Here is a 26,022-nt window from a genome sequence, read left to right as displayed (position 1 = left end):
CCCCCCCCCCCCCCCCCCCCCCCCCCCCCCCCCCCCCCCCCACTACCGGGGCCTGAACCTCAACGCAGCGGCGTGCGATCCTCGCCGGCGTCTCCCGCTTCCACCGGCGTCGGCCCGGCATTGCTGCGCCGTTGTTCCTCGTACGTGCGGAATGCCTGGTGGATGTGCTTGCGCAGCTCATCATCGTTCCAGGGCTTGGTCAGGAAGCGGTAGATCGCACCGCGGTTGATCGCATCGGTCACCGTGTTCAGATCGGTGTAGCCGGACAGCACCAGGCGGATCGTGTCCGGGTAGAGCATCTTCACCCGGCCCAGGAACTCGGTGCCGCTCATGTCGCTCATGCGCTGGTCGGACAGGATCACCTGCACGTCGTTGATCGCCAGCAGGTCGAACGCATCGCGCACGTTGCCGGCGGCCAGGATGCGGTAGCCATCGCGACGGAACAGGCGCACCAGCGAACGCAGCACGTTCTCTTCGTCATCCAGCAGCAGCAGGGTGCGGTCCGGGCGGGTTTCGGCAAACGCTTCCGGGCGCAGATAGCGGCGGCGCAGGGTCATGCCGGCGGCATCGGCCGACATCGGTTCGCCGAACAGGTAGCCCTGGAACACATCGCAGTCGTTGCGGCGCAGGAAGCCCAGTTGCGCCTGCGATTCCACGCCATTGGCGATCACCGTCATGCCCAGCTGGTGGCCCATGGCGATGATGGCGCGGGCGATGGCGGCCTCGCGGTTGCCGGCCGGCGCGCTCTTGATGAAGCTGCGGTCGATCTTCAGCTTGTCCACCGGGTAGCGCACCAGCGCACTCAGGCTGGAATCGCCGGTGCCGAAGTTGTCCAGGCTCAGGCTGATGCCTTCGTTGCGCAGGTTGGCCAGCGTTTCGTGGACGAAGTTGACGTTGTTGGTCAGCGCGCTCTCGTTGATCTCCAGCGTCAGCATCTGCGCCGGCACGCCCGCCGCCTGGATCAGGCCCATCACCTCGGCAAAGAAGTTCGGCCGCAGCAGCTGCAGCGTCGACACGTTCACGGCGATGGTGAAGTCATCGAAGCCCTGGTCGCGCCACAGCCGCGCCTGCTTCAGTGCGCCTTCCAGCACCCAGGTGCCGATCTGCACGATGATGCCCAGGCGCTCGGCGGTACGCATGAAGCGCTCCGGCACCAGCATGCCCAGCGTCGGCGACTGCCAGCGCAGCAGCGCTTCCATGCCCACCACGTGGCCGTCGCGGGCGCTGACCAGCGGCTGGTAGCGCAGCTTCAGTTCGCCATTGGGAATCGCGTCGACGATCTGGCGGGCGATGATGCTTTCGCTGTGCGCGCTGGGCGGGGTATCCACCGCGTGGATGCGCACCGCATTGCCACCCTCGCGCGCAGCCTGGTACAGCGCATCCTCGGCGTGGTCGAGCAGGCGCGAGGCACTGCTGGCGTGCTCCGGGCACAGGCTCACGCCCAGCTTGCCGGTCATGAACAGGGTGTACGGCAGCACCGACAGCGGCAGTTCCATCTGCTGGCGGATCTCTTCGGCGAAGTCCTCCGGCAGCGGCAGGTCGGCAGTGCGCGGCACCGCCAGCAGGAACTCATCGCTGCCATGCCGCCACAGCTTGCCGCGGCCGCGCAGGTAGGACTGCAGGCGCTGGGCAACCAGCACCAGGGCCTGGTCGCCGACGTCGGCACTCATGTTTTCGTTGACCGATGCGAAGTGGTCGATATCCACGTGCATCAGCATCAAGGGGGTGCCGCCGGAGGCGGCTTCGGTGACCATGACCTGCAGCTCGGGGTTGCCGGCGCCCAACCGATCGGGGGCGTCGTCGATGCTGACAAGGGGCATGTTGGGGTTCCACATGGCTCAGTATTCCGGGGAATCAGCGGCGGCCGCAGTGGCCGCCTGGTAGGGAAGGTGGACGTCGACGAGGGTGCCGGCGCCATGCGCCGACTCGATATGGACATGGCCGCCGACACTCTGCGCGCGTTCGCGCATCACGATCAGGCCCAGCCCACGCGGCCCGTCCGGGTCGAAGCCCTCGCCGTCGTCGCGGATCTGCAGGTGCAGGCCGCGCTGGTCGACATCGCGCAGCTGCAGCTGCACCTGGCTGGCACGGGCGTGGCGCAGCACGTTGGTCAGGCTTTCCTGGGCGATGCGGAAGCAGGCCTGCTCGATGCTGTTGTCCGGGCGCGAGGGCAGGGTATCGATTTCGGCCAGCAGCTCCACCGGCGAAGAACGGAACAAGACCCGTGCCTGCCAGCTCAGTGCTGCCTCCAGGCCCAGTGCATCCAGCTGTGGCGGGCGCAGCAGGGTGGAGATGTCGCGCAGCTTGGCCACCGTGGTGTCGGCCAGGCTGACGATCTGCGCCAGGTCCTCGCCGCGGCGCTGCGCGTCCTCTTCATCCTGCGCCGCATATGCCGAAAGCTTGATGGCGGTGATCGCCTGGCCGATGTCATCGTGCAGGTCGCGCGAAATGGCGCGTCGCTCGTCTTCCTGCAGCGAGAACAGGCGGCCAGCCATGGCCTGCAGTTCGCGGTTGCTGGTTTCCAGTGCGGTGCGCGTGCGCTCGGATTCGCTCAGGTCGCGCACGATCAGCAGCTTGCAGTCGCGGCCGCCGTAGCGCACTTCGCCCACGGCCAGGCCCGCATGGAAGCGGCGGCCATCGGCACGCTGCATCACCACCACGCTGTTGTGGCCAGGGCTGTGCTGCGGCTGGCCGGCGCGCAGCTGCACGCGCACGCGGTCCAGTTCGGCCGGGTCCACCAGCGCATCCAGCGGTTCGCCCAGCAGGGTATGGCTGCCATAGCCGAACAGGGCCGCGGCCCAGGCGTTGGCGTACAGCACATGCTCCTCGGACAGGATCACCACGCCGTCGGGCAGCACCCGCACCAGCTCGCGGAACTGCTCCTCGCGCTCACGCAGCAGGCGGCGCGACTGCTCGCGCTCGGTCACGTCCTGCAGGGTGCCCAGCACCCGCTCGCGGCCGGCCTCATCCAGGCCACTCGCGGCGCGCAGGTGCACCATCAACGCGCGGCCGTCCATCGACAACACTGGCAGCAGTACGTCCACCTGCGCCGTGGGGCTGGTACACAGCTCGGCCAGCAGCTGCTCGGTCTGGGCCGCGGTGGTCGGGTCGGCCGGTACCAGCAGTTCATCGAAGCGGTGCCAGCGCCGGGCCTCGGGCGGGCGCCGGCCAAGCAGGCGGTACACCTGGTTGGAATAGCGGCCGAGGCCGCTGGCCGGGTCCAGCTCCCAGGCGCCGATGCGGGCCAGCTCGTGAGCCTCTTCCACCCGCGCCAGGGCCTGGTCGCGGCGCAGCTGGGCCAGGTCTTCGGCCGTGCGGTCGATGGCGATCAGCAGGCGGGCGTTGCGCCCGTCATAGTCGATCGCGTTCGAGCGCAGTTCCATCTGCCGGACGCTGCCGTCGCGCAGCTGCAGCGGGGTGCGCAGGATGCAGATCTGCTCGGGTGCCTCGCGGATCGCCTCCAGCTTGGCCTGCAGCACCAGCCGGTCGCCAGGCGCCCACAGCACGTCGATGGCCTGCTGCAGCAGTTCCTCGCGCTCCCAGCCGAAGGCGAGGCAGGCGGCGGGATTGGCATCGAGGATGGCCAGGCTGTCCAGGTCGTAGACCAGGATCGGCCCGGGGTTGCCCTCGAACAGCTGCCGCAGGCGCAGCTCCGAGTCCTGCAGGCGGGTATGGGTGCGCAGCACGTGCTCGGCCAGTGGCCGCAGCAGCAGGTACAGCAGGCCAGCGCTGGCAAAGGCGAAGAAGGCGTCCTTCACGGTCTGCCAGAACGCCAGCTGCTGCGGGTCCGGCACCAGGGCCGCCATCGCACCATCGGTGGCGATCATCCACGCCAGCGCCAGCACCAGGTAGCTCAGCACCACCCGGCGACGGTCACGACCCAGCGCCTTCGCCATCTGCGGGTCGGGAGCGGGGGCGGTGCCGGTCGGTTCTGCGGGCATGGACAGGGCAGGAAGAGGGGGCGCCGGCCATATTACCGCGCAGGTGCGCCCAGGCACTCAATTATCCGCCGGACGCGCCGTTAACCACTGCGTGCCCCGCTGTCGGGCGCGCCATTCCGGAGCAACATCGCGTGGACCAAGGGATCATCGCCAGCCTGCTGCAGCACCCGCTTGCCTCGGCGCTGGTCATCGTCGACCGTGGCGGGCGCCCGCTTGCAGCCAATGCGGCCGCGCGCGAGCACGGCCTGCCGTCGACGGTGGCGGCCTACGCGCCGATGCTGGAGGACCTGCGCCTGCTTGCGGCCGACGGTGGCATTGTCGCCTGCACCCTGCCGGGCGGCCCCCGCGGTCACTACGATGGCTACCTGCGCGCGGTACACGATGGCAGCGGCAACCTGCTGGCCTTCACCCTCAGCGTGCCCGAGCCGGTGCCGGTGGATGCGGGCGGGCGCTGGGAGCTGGCCCTGGAAAGTGCCGGCCACAGCCTGTGGGACTGGGACATTCCCAGCGACCGGGTGGTGCGCACCCCGGCGCTGGTGGACGAGACGGCCAACGCCATCATCGCCCGCGTGCACAGCGACGACCTGGGCGACATGCGCGCCGCGCTGGACGAACACCTGCGCGGCCACAGCGAGCAGTACAGCGCCCAGTTCCGCTTCCGCCAGGAAGATGGCCAGTGGCGCTGGGTGCTGGATCGCGGCCGCGTGGTCGCCCGCACCGCCGATGGCCAGCCGCTGCGCATGGTCGGCACGCACACCGATATCGAGCAGCAGAAGCAGCTGGAAGCGCTGCTGCAGGAACAGCAGCTGCACCTGAGCGAGGCCCAGCACATCGCCAGCATGGGCAGCTGGTCGTTCGATCCCACCAACCACCGGTTCTGGTGGTCGCCCGAGCTGCGCTCGCTGCTGGCCCTGGAACCCGGCGAAGTGCCCGGCCAGCGCCGCTGGCTGAAGCAGCTGCACCCGCGTTCGCGCGGCGCGCTGCGCGCTGCGTGGCGCCGGCTGTGGCGTGACGGCCGCGCCGCCAACCTGGAACTTGAACTGACCCGCGGCAGCGAGCCCTCGCAGCACCTGCGCCTGTGGATGCAGCCATTGCTGGACATGGATGGCCACCCCAAGCGCCTGCTGGGCCAGGTGCAGAACATCACCGAACAGCACCAGACCGACGCGCTCATCCGCTGGCGCACCGAACTGCTCAACCGCGTGTCCGCGCTGGGTCGCATCGGTGGCTGCGAGATCGAGGTCAGCACCCGGCACATGCAGTGGACCGAGGAGTGCTACCGCATCCACGGCCTGCGCAAGGAGCCGATCACCCTGGACCAGGCGCTGGCGCTGTACACCGAAGATTCCCGCGCGCATTTCGAGGCCGCGCTGCAGCGCATTGCCGGTGGTGGCCTGCCCGAGCAGCTCGATCTGTGCTTCTACCGCCAGTCGGGCCTGCGCGTGTGGGTGCAGGTGCTGATCGAGCTGGATCGTCGCGATGGCCTGCCGCCGCGCTTCGTGGTCCTGTTCCGTGACATCACCCGCGAGCGCGAAGCCAACGAGCGCATCGAGCTGTTGGCCCATTACGATCTGCTGACCGGCCTGCCCAACCGCGTGCTGCTGGGCGAGCAGACCGCCGAGGCCATCGAGGAAGCCCGCGACCGCGGTACGTCGCTGGCGATGCTGTTCATCGATCTGGACGGCTTCAAGACCATCAACGACAGCTTTGGCCACGCCACCGGCGATGCGCTGCTGAAGGCCGCCGCCACCCGCCTGCACCAGAATCTGCGCAACAACGATCTGTTCGGCCGCTTCAGTGGCGACGAGTTCATCGTGGTGCTGCGTGACCTGGCCGAGCCGGAAGATGCCGGCCACGTGGCACGCAAGCTGATCGGCTCGCTGGCCGAGCCGCTGCGCCGGGGCGATACCACCCTGAAGGTGGGCGCCAGCGTGGGCATCGCGATGCTGGGCGATACCCAGACCGATTTCGACTCGCTGCTGCGCGCTGCGGATGCCGCGATGTACGCGGCCAAGGAAGCGGGGCGCAACACTTACCAGTACTACAGCCAGGACGCCCTGGCGCGCATCCAGCGTCGGCTGGAGATCGAGCACGGCCTGCACGGCGCGATCGAGCGCGAGGAGTTCAGCCTGGCCTACCAGCCGTTGCTGCATGCCCACCACGGTGAGCCACCGGCCATCGAAGCACTGCTGCGCTGGCATCGCCCGGGCATCGGCTACTGCAGCCCGGCCGAGTTCATCCCCATCGCCGAGAAGTGTGGCGAGATCGTCCGCATCGGCGACTGGGTGCTGTCCGAAGCCTGCCGCCAGGCATCGGCATGGGACCGCGCCGGCCTGCGCTTCGAGCGCATCGCGGTGAACGTATCGGCCGTGCAGCTGCGCGACCGTGGTTTTGCCGAGCGCGTGATCGAGATCTGCCACGCCCATGGCTGGCCGCCGCAGCGCTTGGAGCTGGAACTGACCGAATCGGCGCTGATCCGTGACACCGACATCCTGCGCCACTGTTTCGACGTGCTGGAGCGGCACGGCGTTCCGCTGGCGGTGGATGACTTCGGCACCGGCTTCTCCAACCTTCACTATCTCAACCGCTTCCCGGTGGGCCGCCTGAAGATCGACCGCAGCTTCGTGCAGGGCATGCTGCATGACACGGGCACGGCCGAAGTGACCCAGGCCATTGTCCATCTGGGCCATGCGCTGGGCATGAAGGTGGTGGCCGAAGGCGTGGAGACACACCAGGAAGAAGACATGCTGCGGCGGCAGGGCTGCGACGAGATCCAGGGCTACCTGTACTCACGCCCGCTCAGCCCGCGCGACCTGGCACTGTGGCTTCGCCAGCAGCACGCCGCCCCGGAAGTCGCCCTGGCCCGGTAGCGGTAGCGCCGGGCCATGCCCGGCGGCACTGATCTGTGCCCTGGTGGGTGCCGACCGTTGGTCGGCACTGATGCCCGCACTCGCGCTGTTGGTGGGGGCCGACCGTTGGTCGGCACTGATGCCCGCACTCGCGATCATCCACGCATGGCGTGGATCTACTACCGGGCTTCGCCCTGGTGGGTGCCGACCGTTGGTCGGCACTGATGCGCATGGCCTGGATCTACTGGTCGACAAACCGCCGTGGGAATTCCGACCGCAGCCGCGCGCGCACCGCCTCAACAACGCCGGCATAGCGCCGCCGCTGGATGTAATACCCCATGTAGAACACCAGCAGGAACACCACCATCGGCCACGCCATCGGGCGCACCAGGACGATCGGCAGCAGCATCGCGGTAAACACCAGCGCGAACCAGCTGCATCGGCCAATCACCCGCACTTCGCGGCGCCGCGTGTCGACCACCAGCTGGCCGCGCAGCAGCGGGAAGTAGCGGCCCCCAAAATGCGGGGCGTAGCTCTCGCGGAACGCGACGCTGCCATCAGGCAGCGCATGGAACACCAGGCGCATCCATTTCTCGTCCGCAAGGTCATGCTCAAGCCCACCCAGCGAAAGCTGGGCCAGCTCGGCCGGAGATGCAGCAATGCGCTGGTTGAACAGGGCAATGCCAGTGCCGAAGAAGAACGGCGCCCACCGAACAAGCAGCAGGACTTCGACCAGCAGCAGGGCGATCAGGGCGAGGGCCACCGGTCTTCCATGAACGGGACCGGCGCATCATGCCATAGCGGCTTCGCCACCCCGGTAGATCCACGCCATGCGTGGATGTTGCGGCGAGGGCCAGGCGTCACACCGGCGGATGAAAGCCATCCACGCATGGCGTGGATCTACCGATCCATCAACGCAATGCCTGCGATGGCATAGCTGGCGATCAGCAGCCCGCACAGATACTCCGCCACGATGATCAGCCAGAAGGTGATCGGCTCGATTTCCCGCCACGCATCAAGGGTGCCTGCGCGGCGATGGCTCACATGGATATGCCCGGTGTCGATGGCGTTTGCTGGTAACCAGGCGAACATGAAGGCCATCAGCAGGAACACCAGGCTGCCGAACAGGAACGCGACAGGCCGATGCCGGGGTGGCCGCAAGGTGGCGTAGGCGGGGCGCCAGGTGAAGCAGACCGCGATGACCATCATCGCGACGAATCCCAGCCAGGTCATGAACGTGGTGCTCATGCGACGACACTCCGTGTCCAGCCGTAGGCGGCGTGGGCGGATCATGCCATGAGTCTGGAACGTCTGGCGGGGAGCGCCATCCACGCGCGGTGTGGATCTACCTCAGCGCATCCCCATCGAGCCCAAGATCCCAGGCCATCCCCAGCAGTTCGCCGGCAGGCGCCGGTGGGGCAGGGCGGGCATCGGCCAGCTGCTGCAGTTCCTCGATCTCTTCGCGTGCCACCGTCTCCAGCGCCTGCAACTGCTCACGGACACCCGGGTTGCGCGGGCGCTGGCTGGGGTCGATCGGGGGCAGGGCACGGATCAGGGTCATGGTGCGCGGGTCAGGAGCTTCCAACGGCAGGTTACAGGCAAAGGCCCCGGAATGACCGGGGCCTTGCGGGCTGCCGGAGCAGGCAGCGGACATCTGGATCAGAACAGCTCGACCGTACCGGCGCCCATGTTCTGCTGGGCAACCGGCTTGTGCGGCGGGCGTTCCCACTCGCTGCGCAGTTCGCGCAGGCGGCTGCCGGTGCGCTGCAGGGCAGTGGCGATCTCTTCGTCGAACACGCCGCCGTTACGGTGCAGCAGTTCCTGCAGGGCCACCGCTTCGCGGTTGATCGCGGTCAGGCGGTCCAGGTGGGTGTGCACGCCGCCCAGGGCCTGGGTGGCGATGTCTTCGAACTGCAGGGCGCGCACGGCTTCGGCCACGCTGCCGTCGATCGAGCGGGCGCACTCGGACACTTCGCGCATGCCATCGCCCAGCGAGGCGTTGATCTGGGCCACGTTGTCCAGCATCGCCGCCGCTTCCTGGCGCGCTTCGCGGGAGCGGTCCATGTCACGCGAGGCCATGTGCGAGACCGTCTCGCGCACCTTGGCGATGGCGTCCTTGGAGCTGTGGGCCAGCTTGCGGATCTGCTCGTTGAAGGTGGTCGAGCGCTCGGACAGGTTGCGCACTTCGTCGGCCACCACAGCGAAGCCGCGACCGGCTTCACCGGCTCGGGCTGCTTCGATGGCCGCGTTCAGTGCCAGCAGGTTGGTCTGGTCGGCAATCGACTTGACGTCTTCCAGCAGGGCGAAGATGCCGTCCAGGTGCTGGGCCATCTGGTCGATGTGCTGCACGGTGGTGGTGCTCTGGCCGCTCACCTGCTCCAGCGCTTCCACCAGCTGTTCCATGCGGTGGCTGGCGTGCTGGGCGAAGCGGGCGACGTCGAGGCCGGCGCTGCCTTCGTCACCGGCGCGGTCGACGATGCGCGACAGGGCCTGGCTCTGCTGGCGGGACTTGCGGTTCATCGCATCGAAGCTGCCGCCCAGGCTGGACACAGCCTGGCGGATCAGGTCACGGGCGCGTTCCACTTCGCCACGCGAACCGTCGATCTCGTTGCCGACGAAGTTGCGCAGCTCGGTCAGCAGCTGGTCCTGCTCACGCAGGACACGGGCATGTTCCGGGGAACGATGCGCCTGGGCGCGGGTGGTCCACCACGCAAAGCCCAGCCAGCTCAGCGTCATCGTGGTCAGGATCGCCCAACGCAGGGCGGCCGGCCATTCGAAACCGATGGCGAAGGGGAGCAGCAGGGTCAGGGCCAGGGGGGCGGCCAGACGGATGAAAATGCGTGAGTACATGGACGTTCTCGGGAGGTGCACGGAGGATGTATCGGCCGTACCCCCTTTCTCTTTAACGTCGATGTGCCTTCTGGATGCGCCGGATTTCCGACGCCTCCGGTGCATCAGGGGTCAGAGCCCTTTTCGTACCGGAAAGGGATCCGACCCCGGGCCTCAGGCCAGCTGGCGGTCCACGGCCTCGGTCATCGCCTTGCGGCTGAGCAGGAAGTCCCAGTAGCTGCCCCCCAGCTGCCGCCACAGCACGGCCGCACGCACGGCGGCCAGCAGCAGCGCGCGGATCTCGGCCACCACCCCGGCCTGGCCCAGGTAGTGCGGGTTGCCCTGCACCATGACGCGTGGCTTGAGGTGGCTGATGGTGTCCGCATACAGGCCGCCCAGGCTGGCCAGCACGTCCGGATGGCCGCTGTCGCCCAGTTCGAGGGCCTGGCGCTGCGCGCGCTCGATGCCCGAGGCGACCTTGTTCACGGTGGCGCCGTCCTGCACGAACCGCCGCTCCAGCTGCAGCACCGACAGCGCCAGCTTGGGCAGGATCGGGTCCTGGCCCTGGTTGCGGAAGTAGTTGTGCAGCAGGCGCAGGCCGGACTTCAGCGCGTCGCGGTCGCCAAACACCTCCTGCGGGGAGGCGGCATCGATGCGGAACACGCTGTCCACCGCGGTACGTACCGCCGCGGCGTCGGAATGGCCGGTATCGGCGATACGGCGCACCTGCTGCAGGGCCTGGGCAATGCCGGCCAGGGCCAGGACGCGGTCGTCGACAGTGAAACTCATGCAGCGATTACCTCAAAAGGAGAAGGGGTGGTGCGCAGGCGCTGTTCCAGCGGCGCATCGGTTGCGGCGATCACCGCGCCGCCCAGGCAGACATCACCGTCATACAGCACCAGCGACTGGCCAGGGGTCACGGCGCGCTGCGGGCGGGCAAAGGTCACCAGCACGCTGCCATCGTCCAGCACCTCGACCGTACACGGCTCGTCCGGCTGCCGGTAGCGGGTCTGGGCGGTGCACTCGAAGCGGCGGGCCGGCGGCGCACCGGCAATCCAGTGGGCGGTCTCAGAGCGCAGCCGGTCGGACAGCATCCATCGGCTGTCGCGGTCCTGGTCCACGTACAGCACGTTGCTGGCCACATCCTTGCCGACCACGTACCACGGCGCGGCAGGGCGGCCGCGCACGCCGCCGATGTTCAGGCCTTCGCGCTGGCCCAGGGTGAAATAGAACACGCCCGGGTGCTCGGCGATGACGCTGCCGTCGGCCGGGTCGAGGATCTGGCCGGCCTTGGCGGGCAGGTAGCGGCCGAGGAACTCACGGAAATCGCGTTCGCCGATGAAGCAGATGCCGGTCGAATCCTTCTTGGCATGGGTCGGCAGGCTGACGTCGCGGGCGATCCGGCGCAGGTCGCTCTTTTCCAGGTCGCCGATCGGGAACAGGGTGGCGGCCAGTTGTTCCTGCCCCAGCTGGTGCAGGAAGTAGCTCTGGTCCTTGGAACGGTCGGCGCCGCGCAGCAGCAGCCATTGCTGGCCGCGCTGGGCGATGCGCGCGTAGTGGCCGGTGGCGATGCGCTCGGCCCCCAGCTCGCGGGCGGCATCCAGGAAGTGCTTGAACTTCACTTCGCGGTTGCACAGCACGTCCGGGTTGGGCGTGCGGCCGGCGGCGTACTCGGCCAGGAAGTGTTCGAACACGCCCTGCCAGTACTCGTTGGAAAAATCGCGGAAGTGGAACGGGATGCCGAGCAGGCCGCAGACAGCCACCGCATCGCGGCGGTCATCCTCGGCGCGGCAGTCGCCGCTGCCATCGTCGGCCCAGTTCTGCATGAACAGGCCGGCCACGGCCTCGCCCTGCTGCACCAGGCGCCAGGCGGCCACGGAGGAATCGACGCCGCCGGACACGCCCACCATTACCCGAGGGCTGCTCATGCGACCTCCTGGACCAGGGAAAGCGGATGGCGCTGGCCGGCCAGGTAGTCGGCCACCACCTGCCAGACCAGCGGGCTGCGCAGGCGCGGGCCGGCGGCCTGCAGCTCGGCCGGCTCCAGCCACAGGGCGCGGTCGATGCCGGTATCCAGCGGCTGCGCCGGGTCGTGCGAGACCGGGCGGGCGGCGTAGCAGAAGCGCAGGAACGCGGTGCCGTCAGGCGCGGTCCACTGGTAGCAGCCGATGAAGGCGCTCAGTTCCACCGTCCAGCCGGTTTCCTCGCGGGTCTCGCGCAGGGCCGCGGCGGCGAGGCTCTCGCCCGGTTCCAGGTGGCCGGCGGGCTGGTTCAGCACCTGCCGGCCGTCAATGGTCTCTTCCACCAGCAACACGCGGCCGCCGTCGACCACCACGGTGGCCACGGTGGCATGCGGTGCCCAGCGCGGGTCCTGCACAGCGTTCAACTCAGAGGTCGTCCTTCTTGGTCAGCTCCAGCTCCATCGCATCGGCGGTCCGGATGGCCGCATCGATGGCGTCGCTGAGCTGGTCGGTGGTGGCATCGGCGTCGATCTTCACCACGAACATGGCGGTCTTGTCCTGCTTCACCCAGCCGCCCATCTTGGCGTCCTGGGAGTCTTCCAGCAGGCGGTTGGCCACCGCTTCGGGGAACTGCTTGTCCTTGGATACATAGCCCGGCGACCACACCTCGCGGATGTTGTGGCTGCCGAAGTCCTCCACGGCCGAGCGCACGTAGACCATCTGCGTGCGGTCGCCTTCCACGTCGAACACCATCTGGTAGTCGCCGTCCTCGTCCACCTCGAAGGTGTAGCCCAGCTTCTCCAGGTGGCGGGCGACGGCGGCATCGGCCTTGCTGCTGTCAGCGGTGGTCGCGGCACCGGCGGTACCGGCGGCGGCCAGGGCGAGCAGCAGGGCAGGCAGAAGGGTCCTTTTCATGAAAATCCTGTGAAACGTGGGGGACAGGCGGTAATTGTGACGGCGGCCGTGCGTGCCGTCCATTCCGCGCCAGGCCGACGCAGCGCCGCCGCACCCCTTATAATGTGCGGATGCCCCGCGAGTCTTCCCCCGAATCCCATCACGACCACGGTATCGCCGTGGAGCCCGCGCGCCCCGAAGTGGCGCCGCCGCCGTTCTACCAGGTGATGATCCTCAACGACGACTACACCCCGATGGATTTCGTGGTGGACGTCCTGCAGCAGTTCTTCAGCATGGACCTGGACAAGGCCACGCAGGTGATGCTGCACGTGCATACCCGCGGCCGCGGTGTCTGCGGGGTCTTCACCCGTGAAGTGGCCGAAACCAAGGTTGCCCAGGTCAACGAGTACTCGCGCATGAACCAGCATCCGCTGCTGTGCACGATGGAAAAGGCCTGACCCCCGGTAGTGCGTAGAGTCGAGCTTGCTCGACTGATCTTCAATGCAGTCGAGCAAGCTCGACTCTACCGAGGGTCAACGCCAGCAGTCCGCACCGTTCCAGCCATGGCCGTTCTCTGGCCCCGCCTGCGTGCTCACGTTCAATCCGCCTGCCTTGCCTGCTGACCGCCGGGGCGAGGCGTGTTGCGGGTCATCACGTGGCAATGGACAGCCGATCGGGTAGGGTTCGCTGAAGCGCCGGCGGGCTGCCCGGGCGTGAACGATGATCAAGCAATCCGCACTGCTAACGCCATCTGAACGCAGCAATCCGCTAGGGTGATGGAAATCGCGTAGTCAGGCCGCATATTGTCCCCATCTGCCGCCGGAGTAATCCATGTTCAGCAAAGACCTCGAACACACCATCGGCCAGTGCTACAAGCGCGCCCGTGAGGCCCGGCATGAATTCATGACGGTCGAACACCTGCTGCTGGCACTGCTCGACAACCCGTCCGCCCAGGCCGTCCTCAAGGCCTGTGGTGCCGACGCCGAACGCCTGCGCCAGGAGCTGGAGCAGGCCATCGAGGCCTCGGTGTCCCGCCTGGCCGAAGACGACGGCCGTGATACCCAGCCGACCCTGGGCTTCCAGCGCGTGCTGCAGCGGGCCGTGTACCACGTGCAGTCCTCGGGCAAGAAGGAGGTCACCGGCGCCAACGTGCTGGTCGCCATCTTCGGCGAGAAGGACTCCCATGCTGTCTATTACCTCAACCAGCAGGACGTCACCCGGCTGGACGTGGTCAATTACCTGTCCCATGGCATCGCCAAGCTGGGCGAGGAGGGCGAGCAGCCGTCCTCCCCGGAAGGCGAGAGCCGCATGGAAGGCGGGGACGGCGAGCCCAAGGGCGATGCCCTGACCGAATTCGCCAGCAACCTCAACGAACAGGCCCGTGCCGGCCGCATCGACCCGCTGGTGGGCCGTGCGGACGAGATCGAGCGCACCATCCAGGTCCTGTGCCGCCGCCGCAAGAACAACCCGCTGTACCTGGGTGAGGCCGGCGTGGGCAAGACCGCGATCGCCGAGGGCCTGGCCCGCCGCATCGTCGAAGGGTCGGTGCCGGACGTGCTGGCCGACGCCGTCATCTACTCGCTCGATCTGGGCGCGCTGGTGGCCGGCACCAAGTACCGCGGCGATTTCGAAAAGCGCCTGAAGGGCGTGCTGACCGCGCTGAAGAAGGTGCCCAACGCGGTGCTGTTCATCGACGAGATCCACACCATCATCGGTGCCGGTTCGGCGTCGGGCGGCACCATGGATGCCTCCAACCTGATCAAGCCGGCCCTGGCGTCGGGCGAGTTGCGCTGCATCGGCTCGACCACCTTCCAGGAATACCGCGGCATCTTCGAGAAGGACCGTGCCCTGGCCCGGCGCTTCCAGAAGATCGACATCGTCGAGCCGACCGTGGGCGAAACCTACGAGATCCTGCAGGGCCTGAAGAGCAAGTACGAGGCCCACCACGGGGTGACCTACTCCGACGAGGCGCTGCAGGCAGCGGTGGATCTGTCGGTCAAGCACATTGCCGACCGCCTGCTGCCGGACAAGGCCATCGACGTCATCGACGAGGCGGGTGCCCGCCAGCGCCTGCTGCCGGAAGGGCAGCGCAAGGAGCTGATCGACGTCGAGGAGGTCGAGGCGATCATCGCCAAGATGGCGCGCATCCCGGCCAAGCAGGTCAGCGCGACCGACAAGGACGTGCTGCAGCACCTGGAGCGCAACCTGAAGATGGTGATCTTCGGCCAGGATCCGGCCATCGGCACCCTGGCGTCGGCCATCAAGCTGGCGCGCTCGGGGCTGGGCAATCCGGAAAAGCCGATCGGCAACTTCCTGTTCGCCGGCCCGACCGGCGTGGGCAAGACCGAGGTGACCAAGCAGCTGGCGCTGCAGCTGGGCATCGAGCTGGTCCGCTTCGATATGTCCGAGTACATGGAGCCGCATTCGATCAGCCGCCTGATCGGTGCGCCCCCGGGTTACGTCGGCTTCGACCAGGGCGGTCTGCTGACCGAGAAGATCGTCAAGACCCCGCACTGCGTGCTGCTGCTGGACGAAATCGAGAAGGCGCACCCGGACATCTTCAACATCCTGTTGCAGGTGATGGACCGCGGCGTGCTGACCGACACCAACGGCCGCGAAGCCAACTTCAAGAACGTGGTACTGGTGATGACCACCAATGCCGGCGCGGCGCAGGCTTCGCGGCGCTCGATCGGCTTCACCAAGCAGGACCATGCCACCGACGCGATGGAGACCATCCGCCGCAGCTTCACGCCGGAGTTCCGCAACCGCCTCGACGCGGTCGTGCAGTTCCAGCCGCTGGGCTTCGAGCACATCCTGCGCGTGGTCGACAAGTTCCTGATCGAGCTGGAAATGCTGCTGCAGGAAAAGCACGTCAGCCTGTCGGCCACCCCGACCGCACGCGACTGGCTGGCCCACCACGGCTTCGACCCGCTGATGGGTGCCCGTCCGATGGCGCGCATGATCCAGGACAAGATCAAGCGCCCGCTGGCCGACGAACTGTTGTTCGGCAAACTGGTCAACGGCGGCCGCGTCAGCATCGACGTGCGCGACGACGAGCTGGTGGTCGAGACCCACGCCGAACCGGAGCGCCTGCTGCCGGCAACGGTGGAGTAAGGGCGGCCGGGCACGGCCTGGTCGCGATGTGATTGGCAAGGGCGGCTTCGGCCGCCCTTTTCATTTCCGCGATCGTTCAGCGCCCCTGCTGCGCCAACCGCTTGAAGGTCGCCGGATCGATCGGCTCGATCCGGGTCACCCTGCAATGGTTGCTGTCGGTCCGTAGCAGGGTACGGGCATTGCCGCAGATCTGTTCGGGCGTACTGCGCGTGAAAAACGTGTAGCTGGCCGAGGCAGCGGCGCCCAGGCAGCGCTTCTGCAGGTGGACCCGATAGTGCGCATCGCCGTTGCGCAGCAGCACTTCCCGCTCCGTGCTGGACGGGCGGATGTCACGGTTGCCGCCCAGGGCTATGCACTCGGTCTGGGGCGTGGGCTGGGCAGGGTCGGCGGCGTGTGCTGCAAGGGAACTGGCCAGCAGAACGACGGGCAACAGGGCGCGTGTGAGCAGGGCGTTCATGGCGGGGCGGGGATGCGATCCGGATTGGATCGGATCCCACGATGCCGCTGGCGTCGCCGATGCGAATCTGCCGCAAGCAGGCCTGACCGACGCCATGGTGCGTTCGGTCACGATGACCTCCGGCACGTAGGCCCGCCGGGCTCAGGAGCTGATGGCGCGGAAACCCAGTTGCCGGCCCTGGCCCATCGGGCCCTCGATCACGAATGCCACGGCCTCGTGCGGGATGTGCAGGCGCTGGCGCTGGCGTGTGCCGGCGTGGGTGATCTCGCGCTCGGCGGCCAGGTACAGCGGATGGGATGCGTCCATCTGGACGCAGATGAGGCAGGGCTGCCCAAACCAGGTGCCGTCAGGCCCCTTGCTGGCATAACAGCGGGCGGTCACGGACTGCGGGTCCAACACGATCAGATAGCTCATGCATCCAGGGGGTGGGCGAACATCACGCCAAGTCTAGCGATCCGTTCCCGCAACATCTTTCGGACAAATACGAAAAATCGCAGTCATCTGATGCCCCGGAGAGCAGGCACGACAAAAGGCCGGCAGCAGGGCCGGCCTTGTCAGGGTGGCGCAGGGCGCCGACCGCTTACTTCATGCGGTAGGTGATACGACCCTTGGTCAGGTCGTACGGGGTCATTTCAACCTTGACCCGGTCACCGGTGAGGATGCGGATGTAGTTCTTGCGCATGCGGCCGGAGATGTGGGCGATGATTTCGTGCCCATTTTCCAGACGAACGCGGAAAGTGGTGTTCGGCAGCGTCTCGCTGACGGTGCCCTCGAACTCGATGGAATCGTCTTTCGACATGTAGTCCTGTGCGGTTCAAAAAACGGCCACGCTGGGCCTAAGGCGCGGTATTTTACGCGTCCTTCGCCCAGCTTGCAAAGATCCGGTTAAATTCCCGCCAGATCCCGGGCCGGCAGGCGCCCCACGGCGTGGGTCCACGGGCCTTCACGGCCTTCTTCGCGCACGGCCAGGCGGACATGCTGCAGGAATTCTTCGCGCGGCAGGTGAACGGCCCCCATCCGCAGCAGGTGCGGGTTCTCCACCTGGGCGTCGATCAGGCGCCAGTTCCAGCGATGCAGGGTAGCGGCCAGCGCCGCAAGTGCGATCTTGGAGCCGCCGCTGGCGCCGCTGAACATGCTTTCGCCGAAGAACATCGTGCCGATGGCCACCCCGTAGATGCCGCCCACCAGGGTCTGCCGGTCCCAGACCTCGAACGAATGGGCAAAGCCAAGGTCATGCAGATGGCTGTAGGCGCCCACCATGTCCGGGCTGATCCAGGTGCCGTCCTGGCCCGGGCGCGGCGCGGCCGCGCAGGCCCGCATCACCTGGCTGAAGGCGGTATCGGCGGTGACCTCCCAGGTGCTGGCGCGCAACTGGCGGCGGAATCGGCCGGACAGGTGCACCCCGTCGGTGTGGAAAACCATGCGCGGATCGGGCGACCACCACAGGATCGGCTCGCCCTCGCTGAACCACGGGAAGATGCCGCCCGCATAGGCATTGAGCAGGCGCAGCGGATGCAGATCGCCGCCCACCGCCAACAGCCCGTCGGGCTTGCGCAGCGCGGTTTCGGCCGGAGGGAAGGGCGAGTCCGGCGCATCGGACAGGCGCCAGGGCAGCGGGCGGGTCATGCGGGTGATTGTATTCGTCGCGACCCCGCCGGAACGCGATGGTGGATGCGCGTTGACTCTGGTAGTGCCGGCCGCTGGCCGGCAGAGCCGCTTCAGTCGAGCAGGCTCGACGCTACCCGCCCACGCGGAACGGGCTGTGCTCCATCAGCTCCTGCCGGTACCGGCGCACATCGCGCCGCTCCTGCTGGCACCACTCCTGCAGCGCCTCGGCAAAATCCGCATCGGCCACCCAATGCCGGCTGCGCACCAGTGTTGGCAGGAAGCCGCGTGCCAGTTTGTGCTCGCCCTGCGCGCCGGGCTCGAAGCGCTTCAGGCCTTCGCGCAGGCAGTACTCGATGCCCTGGTAGTAGCACGCTTCGAAATGCAGGCCGGGCAGGGTGGCGCCACCCCAGTAGCGGCCATACAGCGTGTCGCCCCCGCGCAGGCACAGCGCGCCGGCAATCGGCTCGCCGTCCTGCTCGGCCAGGAACAGCACCAGCCCGCGGCCCAGCGAAATCGCCAGGTGGCGCAGGAACGCCTCGGTCAGCGCCGGCGCATTGCCGTATTCGAGGAAGGTCTGCAGATAGAAGCGGTACATCGCCTGCAGGTCGGCGCGGCTGGCGTCATTGCCATGCACCACCCGGAAGGTGATTCCCTGGCGGGTGACCTTGGCGCGCTCCTGGCGGATGTTCTTGCGGTGCTTATGGTCCATCGCAGCGAGGAACTGCTCGAACGTCGTCCAGTCGCCCGGGTTCTGCCACTGGAACTGCACGTCTTCGCGCAGCAGCCAGTCGTCATTGAAGGCGTCGTCGTCGCTGGCGGTGTGGAAATTGATGTGTGCCGAGGACACCTCCAGCCCGTGCAGCTGCTCGCGAAGCACCGCCAGCAGCGCAGCCCGGTCCATGCCTTCGCGGGCCAGCAGGCGGGGGCCCGTCACCGGCGAGTACGGCACCGCGCCCAGCCACTTCGGGAAGTAGTCGCGACCGTGCCGCGCATAGGCGTTCGCCCAGGCATGGTCGAACACGAACTCACCGTGGGAGTTGGTCTTCAGGTAGCCCGGGATGGCGCCGACCAGGGTGTCGTCGTCCCACAGGCTGAGGTGCCGTGACTGCCAGCCCCAGTCCTCGCGCAGGCAGCCGTGGGCCTCCAGCCCGGACAGGAAGGCGTGGCTGACGAAGGGGTTGCGGCCGTCGTGCAGGGCATCCCAGTCGGTGTCGGGAATGGCCTGCAGGGAGTCGAGGAAGCGGGCGGAGAGCATGGGGGAAGGATAGGGCAGGTGGGGTTCGATTTGCCGGGTGTCGTGAATGCCTTGAGGATTCTTGCAATTTCATGGATGCGTGAAGTTCGTCCCGTTGCTCATCCCGGTTGGAAGTCACGTTGATGAAGCAGCGCATCGGCTGCAAAGACTCGAACCGGAGGACCAGCACATGACACTGACCCGACTGCTTCGCTGCGCGCCGGGCACTTGCTTTGCAATCGCATCGCTTTTCGCTCCCCTGCCATCATTGGCGGTTGCTGGCTCGGCCGCGGCCAGCGTTCAGCACAGCGATGCACAGCTTGATGCGATCCTGACCGTCAGGGCGCAGGAGATTCTGGACCGGATGAAGCGCCTTGAGGGCCAGTCGAAGGACATCCGCGTGCAGGTGGTTTTCGACTTCGGGGCGGGCGCGCTTCGAGTTTACTTTGGCCCTGGAATCCTGCCGGATGACTACGGCGCCAGCTTTGAAGATCAGCATGACGACTTTCGTCACAGCTTGACGCACATTGCGCAGAAGGCTGCGCCAGTAAAGGAAATCATATTCCGCTACGACGGTCGCGAGATCGAAGCGTACTTTCCGGAGGTCAGGAAGGAGGCTGAGGATGCTCAGAGGGCGCGCGTGGGGCCGCGCCGCGCGCTGGCGGGTCAGGTCGAAGCCGGCCAGTCCGCGTTCCATCGAGGGCTCGTGGACACGGATCCGGCGGTGGATGCCATCGTCACCCGTGCGATCCAAAATGCACTCGATTACTACCGACGACAGAATCATCTGAACACCCCGGCGGACGTAAGAGCCGTATATGACCCTGGAACAGGGATGATCCGAATCGACCTGAGAGGGGGGCTTCTGCCCGAAAGCGGTGGCGCCGAGCTGGAGGATCTGCAGGGGTTTATTTCAAATGGTGCACTCGATGCGATGAGACCTATTTTTCCGGCCACGGGAACGAAGTTCTTCTACAACGGCAGGTCATTCGAGGAGCAGTATCCGGCGGAAGCGATGTAAGGGCGGAGCACTTCGCATTACAGGAAGGCGTGACTGGCGAAAGGGGTGGTGCCGTCGCGCAGGTGGACCCAGTGGGTGACGGGAATGGCCTCCAGTGAGGTCAGGGGGCGAGAAGTACGCAAGGGGAGAAAAAAGGCCCCGCGCAAAACGCGAATGATGATGACGGAATTGGACTGTTCGCGGCGGCTGCGGAGTGAGAAAAGTTGAATTTCTTGTTCCGCGATCGATCCCAGTTCCAAGTCCGGAGAAGCTGGGTGTGGGCCGCATCAGCGGTCGCGCTCAATTGAGGGGAGTATCAGGAGATGAAGGGAACGAAGCTGGCGACACTTGCAATTGCCTTTGGGCTGGCCTTCTCGTCCATCACGCATGCGTCCGAGTCAAGAAATGCGGGGTTGGTGGAAGATCCGGCGATATTTGCAGAGCTGGTCGCAATGCTGGAGCGGGACGCCGCCTCCCAGCTTGAGCGGCACCTGCGGGAAGAGGGTGTGCTGCTCCATGTGAGCGTAAGCATTAGCCTGGACCTCGAGGAGCGGTCACTGACGATCAACTTTGGGCCAGGGTATCTGCCAGGGAAGTACGACAGCTATGGCGAACGCTTTCTGTATCCAATGGCCTCTTCGCTGAGGTTTTACGCTGAAAAATCCGGTCTGGAAGTGAATGACATACGCTTCCTCTTTGAGGGGCGGACGCTCGAGGAATACTTTCCGGACGATCTTGCTGTTCCGCCGAAGACCAGAACGCGTCCCGCACATTCGGATGTACTGGTTTCGTCGAGCCATGGCTACATTGCCCTCTATCCAGGCGGGGAATGGGAGTATCAGCGACCCGCACCGATGGGGATTCAGGAGGACACACTCAGTCCGGCCTATGGTGATGAGCTGGAGGCGCTCATTGTTGAGCGAAGTGGCGCGCCCATACATATTTCACGGGGCTGACATGGACATTAGGCGAATACTTCTAAGTGGCGGGCTGGCCTCGATACTTGCTTTTAATGTGGTTTGCCCATGTGCTTCGGCGAGCAACCCGCCGCCACTGGGGGACACGGACGCGGCGCTGGATCTTCTCCTGACGCGGAAGGCGCAGGAAATACTCAATGGCTATCGGTTGCGCGAATCCAAGTCGCTGGGTGCGACCGTCAGTGCCTCCGTCGATATTTCACAGCGCAGAATGGTCATACGGTTCGGGCCTGGCATCCTGCCGATGGAGGACGATCACTCTCTTGAGGAAATGGAGCAATACCTCAGGAATACTTTGGAAGGATATGTCCTGCAGGCGGGCGTTGGCGAGGTTGAAATTGTGGTGCTGTACGAGGGGAAGCTCTACTGGGAGCATTTTCCCCGAAGCGTCATCGCCCCTCGTCAAGCCGTCCCTCGGCAGACAGGGGGTTCAGCTATTGTGTCTGCCGGTCACGGTCTGTTGCGCGTGCACCCTGGGTTGCAGTGGGAATTCCAGCGTCCCGAGTGGCATGGCATTCGTGAGGACCTGATCACGCCAGGATATGCGGACGAACTTGCGCGACTTCTTGCGGATCGTGGTGGTCTGACTGTTCATCGCGCCCGCCGTGTCGGAAATGATGTTCATCCCGATTCGATGCAGCCTTGGCAAGAAATGTCGGCCCGATACAATCTCAGAAATCTTCTGCCTGAGCGGACAGACATTTGGCATCACTTTGCCGGCAGCAACCGGAACGACAGGGAAGTACTGGACGACATTCGGGCACGCCCCTACTACGCCAATCATCTCGGTGTAGATGCGATGCTGAGTATTCACACAAATGCAGGCGACCCAGTCGCCCGAGGCACTCGGGTTCACTACCATGCAAGCAAGCCAGGGGATCGGCTGCTTGCAGACATCACGCTTTGCTACATGCGGGAAATCATCAATTCTCAGGACGGGTATGTTGAGTTCCCCGTGCCCCGAAGTGGTGCTGCTGCGGGGCATGGTGAGAACAGCTTCGCAGCCATGCCGTCTCTTGTCGTTGAAGTGGCGTTTCACACCAATGCTGCCGATGCCGCAGCTCTCCAGGATCCTGTCTTCCGTACAGCCTCCATGAAAGGCGTCGAGAAGGGCTATCGCCTATTCCGCGAAGGCAAGGACTGCCTTCCTCTCAAGGCAGAGCCAATCGGGGGCATTCACCTATCAGCCGGGGGATCGAAGCAGGTCGATGTCGTATTTGAAGGCTATCCCCAGTACCCAATTGAACTGATCACCACCAATGTCGGTTGCCCGCCGGGCTGGACCTGCACGGATGGGCGGGTACGCATCGAGACCCCGGATGCCAAGCCGAGCCAGATCACGCTGCGTTGCGAGAACGCCGGAAGCGCGCCCATCTTCTGGGACACCCAGGTGGTGGACGATGACGGCGTGAAGTCTCCGCCGGTGCGTCATTGGGTGCAGTGCACGCGCAGGCCCGGAGGTGCGGTCTCAGGTCCGGGCGTCACAGCCGGGATTGAGGCAGCGACGGCGGGTTGAAAAAACGGGCGCTTCCGCGCCCGTTTTCTTCAATCGAGCATGGCTCGACGCTACAGGAAAGGAAGTTGAAGCCTCAGTTGGCCTTGCCCTGTGCGTCCAGGAAACGCTCGGCGTCCAGTGCGGCCATGCAGCCGAAGCCGGCCGAGGTGATCGCCTGGCGGTAGTGCTGGTCGGCCACGTCGCCGGCGGCGAACACGCCTTCCACCGAGGTCTGGGTGGCGTTGCCGCCCAGGCCCGAGCGGATTTCCAGGTAGCCGTTGTTCATGGCCAGCTGGCCGTCGAACAGCTGGGTGTTCGGGTGGTGGCCGATGGCCACGAAGAAGCCGTGGGCGTCGATGTCGCGGGTGCTGCCGTCGAGGGTCGACTTCACGCGGACGCCAGTGACGCCGGCGTCGTTGCCCAGCACTTCTTCCACCTGATGGTGCCAGACGGTCTCGATCTTGCCGGCGGCCACCTTGGCGAACAGCTTGTCCTGCATGATCTTTTCCGCCTTCAGGGTGTCGCGGCGGTGGACCAGGTAGACCTTGCGGGCGATGTTGGACAGGTAAAGGGCTTCTTCGACAGCAGTGTTGCCGCCGCCGACCACGACCACGTCCTGATCACGGTAGAAGAAGCCGTCGCAGGTGGCGCACGCCGAGACGCCGCGGCCCTTGAAGGTCTCTTCGGTCGGGATGCCCAGGTACTTGGCCGTCGCGCCGGTGGAGATGATCAGGGCATCGCAGGTGTACTCGTGGCTGTCGCCGATCAGCTTGAACGGACGCTGGGACAGGTCGGCCGTGTGGATGTGGTCGAAGATGACCTCGGTCTCGAAGCGCTCGGCGTGGGCCTGCATGCGCGCCATCAGGTCCGGGCCCATCAGGCCATGGGCGTCACCCGGCCAGTTGTCCACCTCGGTTGTGGTCATCAGCTGGCCACCCTGCTGCAGGCCGGTGATGACGACCGGCTTCAGGTTGGCGCGGGCGGCGTAGACGGCGGCGGTCCAACCGGCCGGGCCGGAACCGAGGATGACGAGCCGCTGGTGGCGGGAGGGCAGGCTGGTGCTCATGTAAACTCGCGAAAAGGTAGATGGGACAAGGCGCTGGCGATGTTTGCGCAGCATCCTCGGCAGGTCATAGAGTGGCGGCTGGGGCGGGGTGATTCAAGCCGATGAACAGAACGCCGTCACCCACCGGTGGTTTTGGCCCCTGTCGGCACCGTTGATGTCACCCGTGACTGAAAACTGACGCCGTGTCGTTTATTATCAAACACTAACAGCGCATTCCAAAGGTATGGTCTAAGGTGGCGAAGCAGGTGCCCGAACGCTCCAAGTCCGACGACAAAAAGGCGTCGCGTCGCTCGGCGGCAGCGGCCACAACCGACAATCCCCGTCGTCAGCGCCTGTGGCGCGACCTGGGGCTGATCGCCATCGCGCCGGCGCTGCTGTATCTGGCGGCCAGCCTTTTCACCTATTCAGCCAGTGACCCGGGCTGGTCGCACACGGGCAGCGTGGTTGCGCCCGTGCACAACATGGGTGGCCGTGCCGGCGCGTGGATCGCTGACGTGCTGCTGCAGCTGTTCGGCTACATCGCGTTCCTGTTGCCGGTGGTGCTTGGCGCGCTGGCGTGGATCGCCATGTTCGGCCTGAAGCGCGAGAGCAAGGGCGAGAACGATCTCGATCCGGCCCTGCGCCTGGTCGGGCTGGTCGGCTTCCTGATCGCCGGTACCGGCTTCCTGCATGTGCGGCTGTTCAGTGGCGACGTGTCCAGTGCGGGCGGCATCCTCGGCAAACTGGTCGGCAATTCGCTCACGGTGGGCTTCGGCGCGCTGGGCGCCAACCTGTTCGTGCTGGTGCTGCTGCTGGCCTCGATCACCCTGGCGACCGGCCTGTCGTGGTTCGCGGTGATGGAGAAGATCGGCCGTGGCGTGATGTCGCTGGCGCCGCTGCTGGAACGCAAGAAGGAACAGGCCACCGAGTGGCAGCAGACCCGCGCCATGCGTGAGGAGCGCCAGGAAGTGCGCAAGGCCGACGCCGAAGTGCGCGCCAAGCGTGAGCCGGTGAAGATCGAGCCGCGCCCGGAGCCGGTGATCGAGAAGAGCGACCGGGCCAAGCGCGACACGCAGATCCCGATGTTCCGTGGCGTCAATGGCGACGGCTCGGACCTGCCGCCGCTGGCGCTGCTGGATGATCCCAAGCCGCAGCCGGTGGGTTACGACAAGGACACCCTGGACGCGCTGTCGCGGCAGATCGAGTTCAAGCTCAAGGACTTCCGCATCGACGCGCAGGTGGTCGGCGCCAACCCCGGGCCGGTCATCACCCGCTTCGAGATCGAGCCCGCGCCGGGCATCAAGGTCAGCCAGATCAGCTCGCTGGACAAGGACATCGCCCGCGGCCTCTCGGTGAAGTCGGTGCGCGTGGTCGACGTCATTCCGGGCAAGTCGGTGATCGGCCTGGAAATCCCGAACGTCACCCGCGAGATGATCTACCTCTCCGAACTGCTGCGTTCGAAGGAATACGACAAGTCGGCCAGCGTGCTGACCCTGGCGCTGGGCAAGGACATCGCCGGCCGCTCCACCGTGGCGGACCTGGCACGCATGCCGCATTTGCTGGTGGCGGGTACGACCGGTTCGGGCAAGTCGGTGGCGGTCAACGCCATGGTGCTCAGCCTGCTGTTCAAGGCCTCGCCGAAAGACCTGCGCATGCTGATGATCGACCCGAAGATGCTCGAGCTGAGCGTCTACCAGGGCATCCCGCACCTGCTGGCGCCGGTGGTCACCGACATGAAGGAGGCCGCCAACGGCCTGCGCTGGTGCGTGGCCGAGATGGAGCGCCGCTACAAGCTGATGAGCGCGGTGGGCGTGCGCAACCTGGCCGGCTTCAACAAGAAGGTGAAGGACGCCCAGGACGCCGGCCAGCCGCTGATGGACCCGCTGTTCAAGCCGAACCCGGAACTGGGCGAGGCCCCGCGTCCGCTGGAGACGCTGCCGTTCGTGGTCATCTTCATCGACGAATTCGCCGACATGATGATGATCGTCGGCAAGAAGGTGGAAGAGCTGATCGCTCGACTCGCGCAGAAGGCGCGTGCGGCCGGCATCCACCTGATCCTGGCGACCCAGCGCCCGTCGGTGGACGTGATCACCGGCCTGATCAAGGCCAACATCCCGACCCGCATCGCCTTCCAGGTCAGCTCGAAGATCGATTCGCGCACCATCCTGGACCAGTCCGGCGCCGAAACGCTGCTGGGCCACGGCGACATGCTGTACTTGCCGCCCGGTACGGCCATGCCCGAGCGCGTGCACGGCGCCTTCGTTTCCGACGATGAAGTGCACCGCGTGGTCGAGCACCTCAAGGCGATGGGCCCGGCCGATTACATCGATGGCGTGCTGGACGAAGTGCAGACGATGGGCGATGGCGTGGTGGTCGGTGCGACCGGCCTGCCGGAAACCAGTGCTGCAGGCGACGAGTCCGATCCGCTGTACGACGAAGCGCTGCGGGTGGTCACCGAGACCCGTCGCGCCTCGATTTCCGGCGTGCAGCGCCGGCTGAAGATCGGCTACAACCGCGCGGCGCGACTGATCGAGGCCATGGAAGCGGCCGGCGTGGTCAGCTCGCCCGAGCACAATGGCGACCGCACGGTGCTGGCACCGCCGCCGCCGAAGTAAGAC

General features: G+C 66.3%; 24 protein-coding genes. 7 read left to right on the top strand and 17 right to left on the bottom strand.

Going from position 1 to position 26,022, the window contains the following annotated elements; all coding sequences use genetic code 11:
• Positions 1-59: 59 nt before the first annotated feature.
• Positions 60-1,835 (bottom strand): EAL domain-containing protein, encoded by a 1,776-nt coding sequence (locus IAE41_RS09925; protein WP_079221850.1) that lies wholly within the window; start codon positions 1,833-1,835, stop codon positions 60-62.
• A gap of 3 nt (positions 1,836-1,838) precedes the next feature.
• Positions 1,839-3,941, bottom strand: a complete 2,103-nt coding sequence (locus IAE41_RS09920) for a PAS domain S-box protein (protein WP_200733003.1) — start codon at positions 3,939-3,941, stop codon at positions 1,839-1,841.
• Between the two features lie 131 nt (positions 3,942-4,072).
• Here IAE41_RS09920 and IAE41_RS09915 point away from each other — a divergent pair, with 131 nt between their 5' ends.
• Positions 4,073-6,811, top strand: coding sequence for a GGDEF domain-containing phosphodiesterase (locus tag IAE41_RS09915; RefSeq protein WP_200733002.1), 2,739 nt, complete (start codon positions 4,073-4,075; stop codon positions 6,809-6,811).
• Between the two features lie 220 nt (positions 6,812-7,031).
• Here the strand turns inward: IAE41_RS09915 and IAE41_RS09910 are convergent, their stop codons facing one another.
• The 8 genes from IAE41_RS09910 to IAE41_RS09875 all read right to left on the bottom strand — a co-directional run bounded on the left by IAE41_RS09910 (position 7,032) and on the right by IAE41_RS09875 (position 12,495).
• Positions 7,032-7,553, bottom strand: coding sequence for a hypothetical protein (locus IAE41_RS09910; RefSeq protein ID WP_200733001.1), 522 nt, complete (start codon positions 7,551-7,553; stop codon positions 7,032-7,034).
• A 137-nt stretch (positions 7,554-7,690) separates the two neighbouring features.
• A complete protein-coding gene (locus tag IAE41_RS09905; RefSeq protein WP_200733000.1) occupies positions 7,691-8,038 on the bottom strand; it encodes a hypothetical protein in 348 nt (115 codons plus the stop codon).
• Between the two features lie 97 nt (positions 8,039-8,135).
• On the bottom strand, positions 8,136-8,351 hold the full coding sequence (locus IAE41_RS09900) for a hypothetical protein (protein ID WP_200732999.1): 216 nt from the start codon (positions 8,349-8,351) through the stop codon (positions 8,136-8,138).
• A 98-nt stretch (positions 8,352-8,449) separates the two neighbouring features.
• The gene (locus IAE41_RS09895; RefSeq protein WP_200732998.1) at positions 8,450-9,640 is read right to left on the bottom strand and encodes a methyl-accepting chemotaxis protein; all 1,191 of its coding nucleotides are present in this window, start codon (positions 9,638-9,640) and stop codon (positions 8,450-8,452) included.
• 153 nt (positions 9,641-9,793) lie between these two features.
• Positions 9,794-10,408, bottom strand: coding sequence for a high frequency lysogenization protein HflD (hflD, locus tag IAE41_RS09890; RefSeq protein ID WP_108759974.1), 615 nt, complete (start codon positions 10,406-10,408; stop codon positions 9,794-9,796).
• A complete protein-coding gene (gene mnmA, locus IAE41_RS09885) occupies positions 10,405-11,547 on the bottom strand; it encodes a tRNA 2-thiouridine(34) synthase MnmA (protein ID WP_079221858.1) in 1,143 nt (380 codons plus the stop codon). Before mnmA ends, hflD begins: the two co-directional genes overlap by 4 nt.
• A complete protein-coding gene (locus IAE41_RS09880) occupies positions 11,544-12,005 on the bottom strand; it encodes an NUDIX hydrolase (RefSeq protein WP_079221859.1) in 462 nt (153 codons plus the stop codon). Before IAE41_RS09880 ends, mnmA begins: the two co-directional genes overlap by 4 nt.
• 1 nt (position 12,006) lies before the next feature.
• Entirely contained in the window at positions 12,007-12,495 is a 489-nt protein-coding gene (locus IAE41_RS09875; RefSeq protein WP_108759973.1) for a hypothetical protein, read from the bottom strand.
• Positions 12,496-12,605: 110 nt separating this feature from the next.
• On the opposite strand from IAE41_RS09875, the gene clpS reads away from it, so the two are divergent.
• Together clpS and clpA are read left to right on the top strand one after the other, a co-directional pair.
• Positions 12,606-12,932, top strand: coding sequence for an ATP-dependent Clp protease adapter ClpS (clpS, locus tag IAE41_RS09870; RefSeq protein ID WP_079221861.1), 327 nt, complete (start codon positions 12,606-12,608; stop codon positions 12,930-12,932).
• Between the two features lie 373 nt (positions 12,933-13,305).
• Entirely contained in the window at positions 13,306-15,588 is a 2,283-nt protein-coding gene (clpA, locus tag IAE41_RS09865; RefSeq protein ID WP_200732997.1) for an ATP-dependent Clp protease ATP-binding subunit ClpA, read from the top strand.
• Between the two features lie 76 nt (positions 15,589-15,664).
• Here the strand turns inward: clpA and IAE41_RS09860 are convergent, their stop codons facing one another.
• From IAE41_RS09860 to IAE41_RS09840, 5 genes are all read right to left on the bottom strand, one after another.
• Positions 15,665-16,156, bottom strand: coding sequence for a hypothetical protein (locus IAE41_RS09860; RefSeq protein ID WP_234458412.1), 492 nt, complete (start codon positions 16,154-16,156; stop codon positions 15,665-15,667).
• A gap of 30 nt (positions 16,157-16,186) precedes the next feature.
• Positions 16,187-16,351, bottom strand: a complete 165-nt coding sequence (locus tag IAE41_RS22510; protein WP_234458411.1) for a hypothetical protein — start codon at positions 16,349-16,351, stop codon at positions 16,187-16,189.
• A 274-nt stretch (positions 16,352-16,625) separates the two neighbouring features.
• Complete coding sequence (infA, locus tag IAE41_RS09850) at positions 16,626-16,844, bottom strand: translation initiation factor IF-1 (RefSeq protein ID WP_005409596.1); 219 nt, start codon at positions 16,842-16,844, stop codon at positions 16,626-16,628.
• Between the two features lie 86 nt (positions 16,845-16,930).
• Positions 16,931-17,671, bottom strand: coding sequence for a leucyl/phenylalanyl-tRNA--protein transferase (gene aat, locus IAE41_RS09845; protein ID WP_200732996.1), 741 nt, complete (start codon positions 17,669-17,671; stop codon positions 16,931-16,933).
• 112 nt (positions 17,672-17,783) lie between these two features.
• The gene (locus IAE41_RS09840; RefSeq protein ID WP_200732995.1) at positions 17,784-18,908 is read right to left on the bottom strand and encodes a GNAT family N-acetyltransferase; all 1,125 of its coding nucleotides are present in this window, start codon (positions 18,906-18,908) and stop codon (positions 17,784-17,786) included.
• A 169-nt stretch (positions 18,909-19,077) separates the two neighbouring features.
• Here IAE41_RS09840 and IAE41_RS09835 point away from each other — a divergent pair, with 169 nt between their 5' ends.
• Positions 19,078-19,908 (top strand): hypothetical protein, encoded by an 831-nt coding sequence (locus tag IAE41_RS09835; protein ID WP_200732994.1) that lies wholly within the window; start codon positions 19,078-19,080, stop codon positions 19,906-19,908.
• Between the two features lie 17 nt (positions 19,909-19,925).
• Here IAE41_RS09835 and IAE41_RS09830 read toward each other — a convergent pair whose 3' ends face one another.
• A complete protein-coding gene (locus IAE41_RS09830) occupies positions 19,926-20,147 on the bottom strand; it encodes a hypothetical protein (RefSeq protein WP_200732993.1) in 222 nt (73 codons plus the stop codon).
• A 63-nt stretch (positions 20,148-20,210) separates the two neighbouring features.
• Between IAE41_RS09830 and IAE41_RS09825 the strand changes: the two genes are divergently transcribed.
• The gene (locus IAE41_RS09825; RefSeq protein ID WP_200732992.1) at positions 20,211-20,843 is read left to right on the top strand and encodes a hypothetical protein; all 633 of its coding nucleotides are present in this window, start codon (positions 20,211-20,213) and stop codon (positions 20,841-20,843) included.
• A complete protein-coding gene (locus IAE41_RS09820) occupies positions 20,812-22,380 on the top strand; it encodes an N-acetylmuramoyl-L-alanine amidase (protein WP_325166996.1) in 1,569 nt (522 codons plus the stop codon). Before IAE41_RS09825 ends, IAE41_RS09820 begins: the two co-directional genes overlap by 32 nt.
• Before the next feature lie 73 nt (positions 22,381-22,453).
• Here the strand turns inward: IAE41_RS09820 and trxB are convergent, their stop codons facing one another.
• Positions 22,454-23,425 carry a thioredoxin-disulfide reductase gene (gene trxB / locus IAE41_RS09815; RefSeq protein ID WP_200732991.1) on the bottom strand — a complete coding sequence of 324 codons (972 nt, stop codon included), beginning with the start codon at positions 23,423-23,425 and terminating at the stop codon, positions 22,454-22,456.
• A 233-nt stretch (positions 23,426-23,658) separates the two neighbouring features.
• Between trxB and IAE41_RS09810 the strand changes: the two genes are divergently transcribed.
• On the top strand, positions 23,659-26,019 hold the full coding sequence (locus IAE41_RS09810; RefSeq protein WP_200732990.1) for a DNA translocase FtsK: 2,361 nt from the start codon (positions 23,659-23,661) through the stop codon (positions 26,017-26,019).
• Positions 26,020-26,022: the final 3 nt, after the last annotated feature.

Source organism: Stenotrophomonas sp. S39 (assembly GCF_016624665.1).
Lineage (GTDB): Bacteria > Pseudomonadota > Gammaproteobacteria > Xanthomonadales > Xanthomonadaceae > Stenotrophomonas.
The sequence above is the reverse complement of the archived record's forward strand: the minus strand, read 5'-3'. Positions and strand labels throughout refer to the sequence as shown.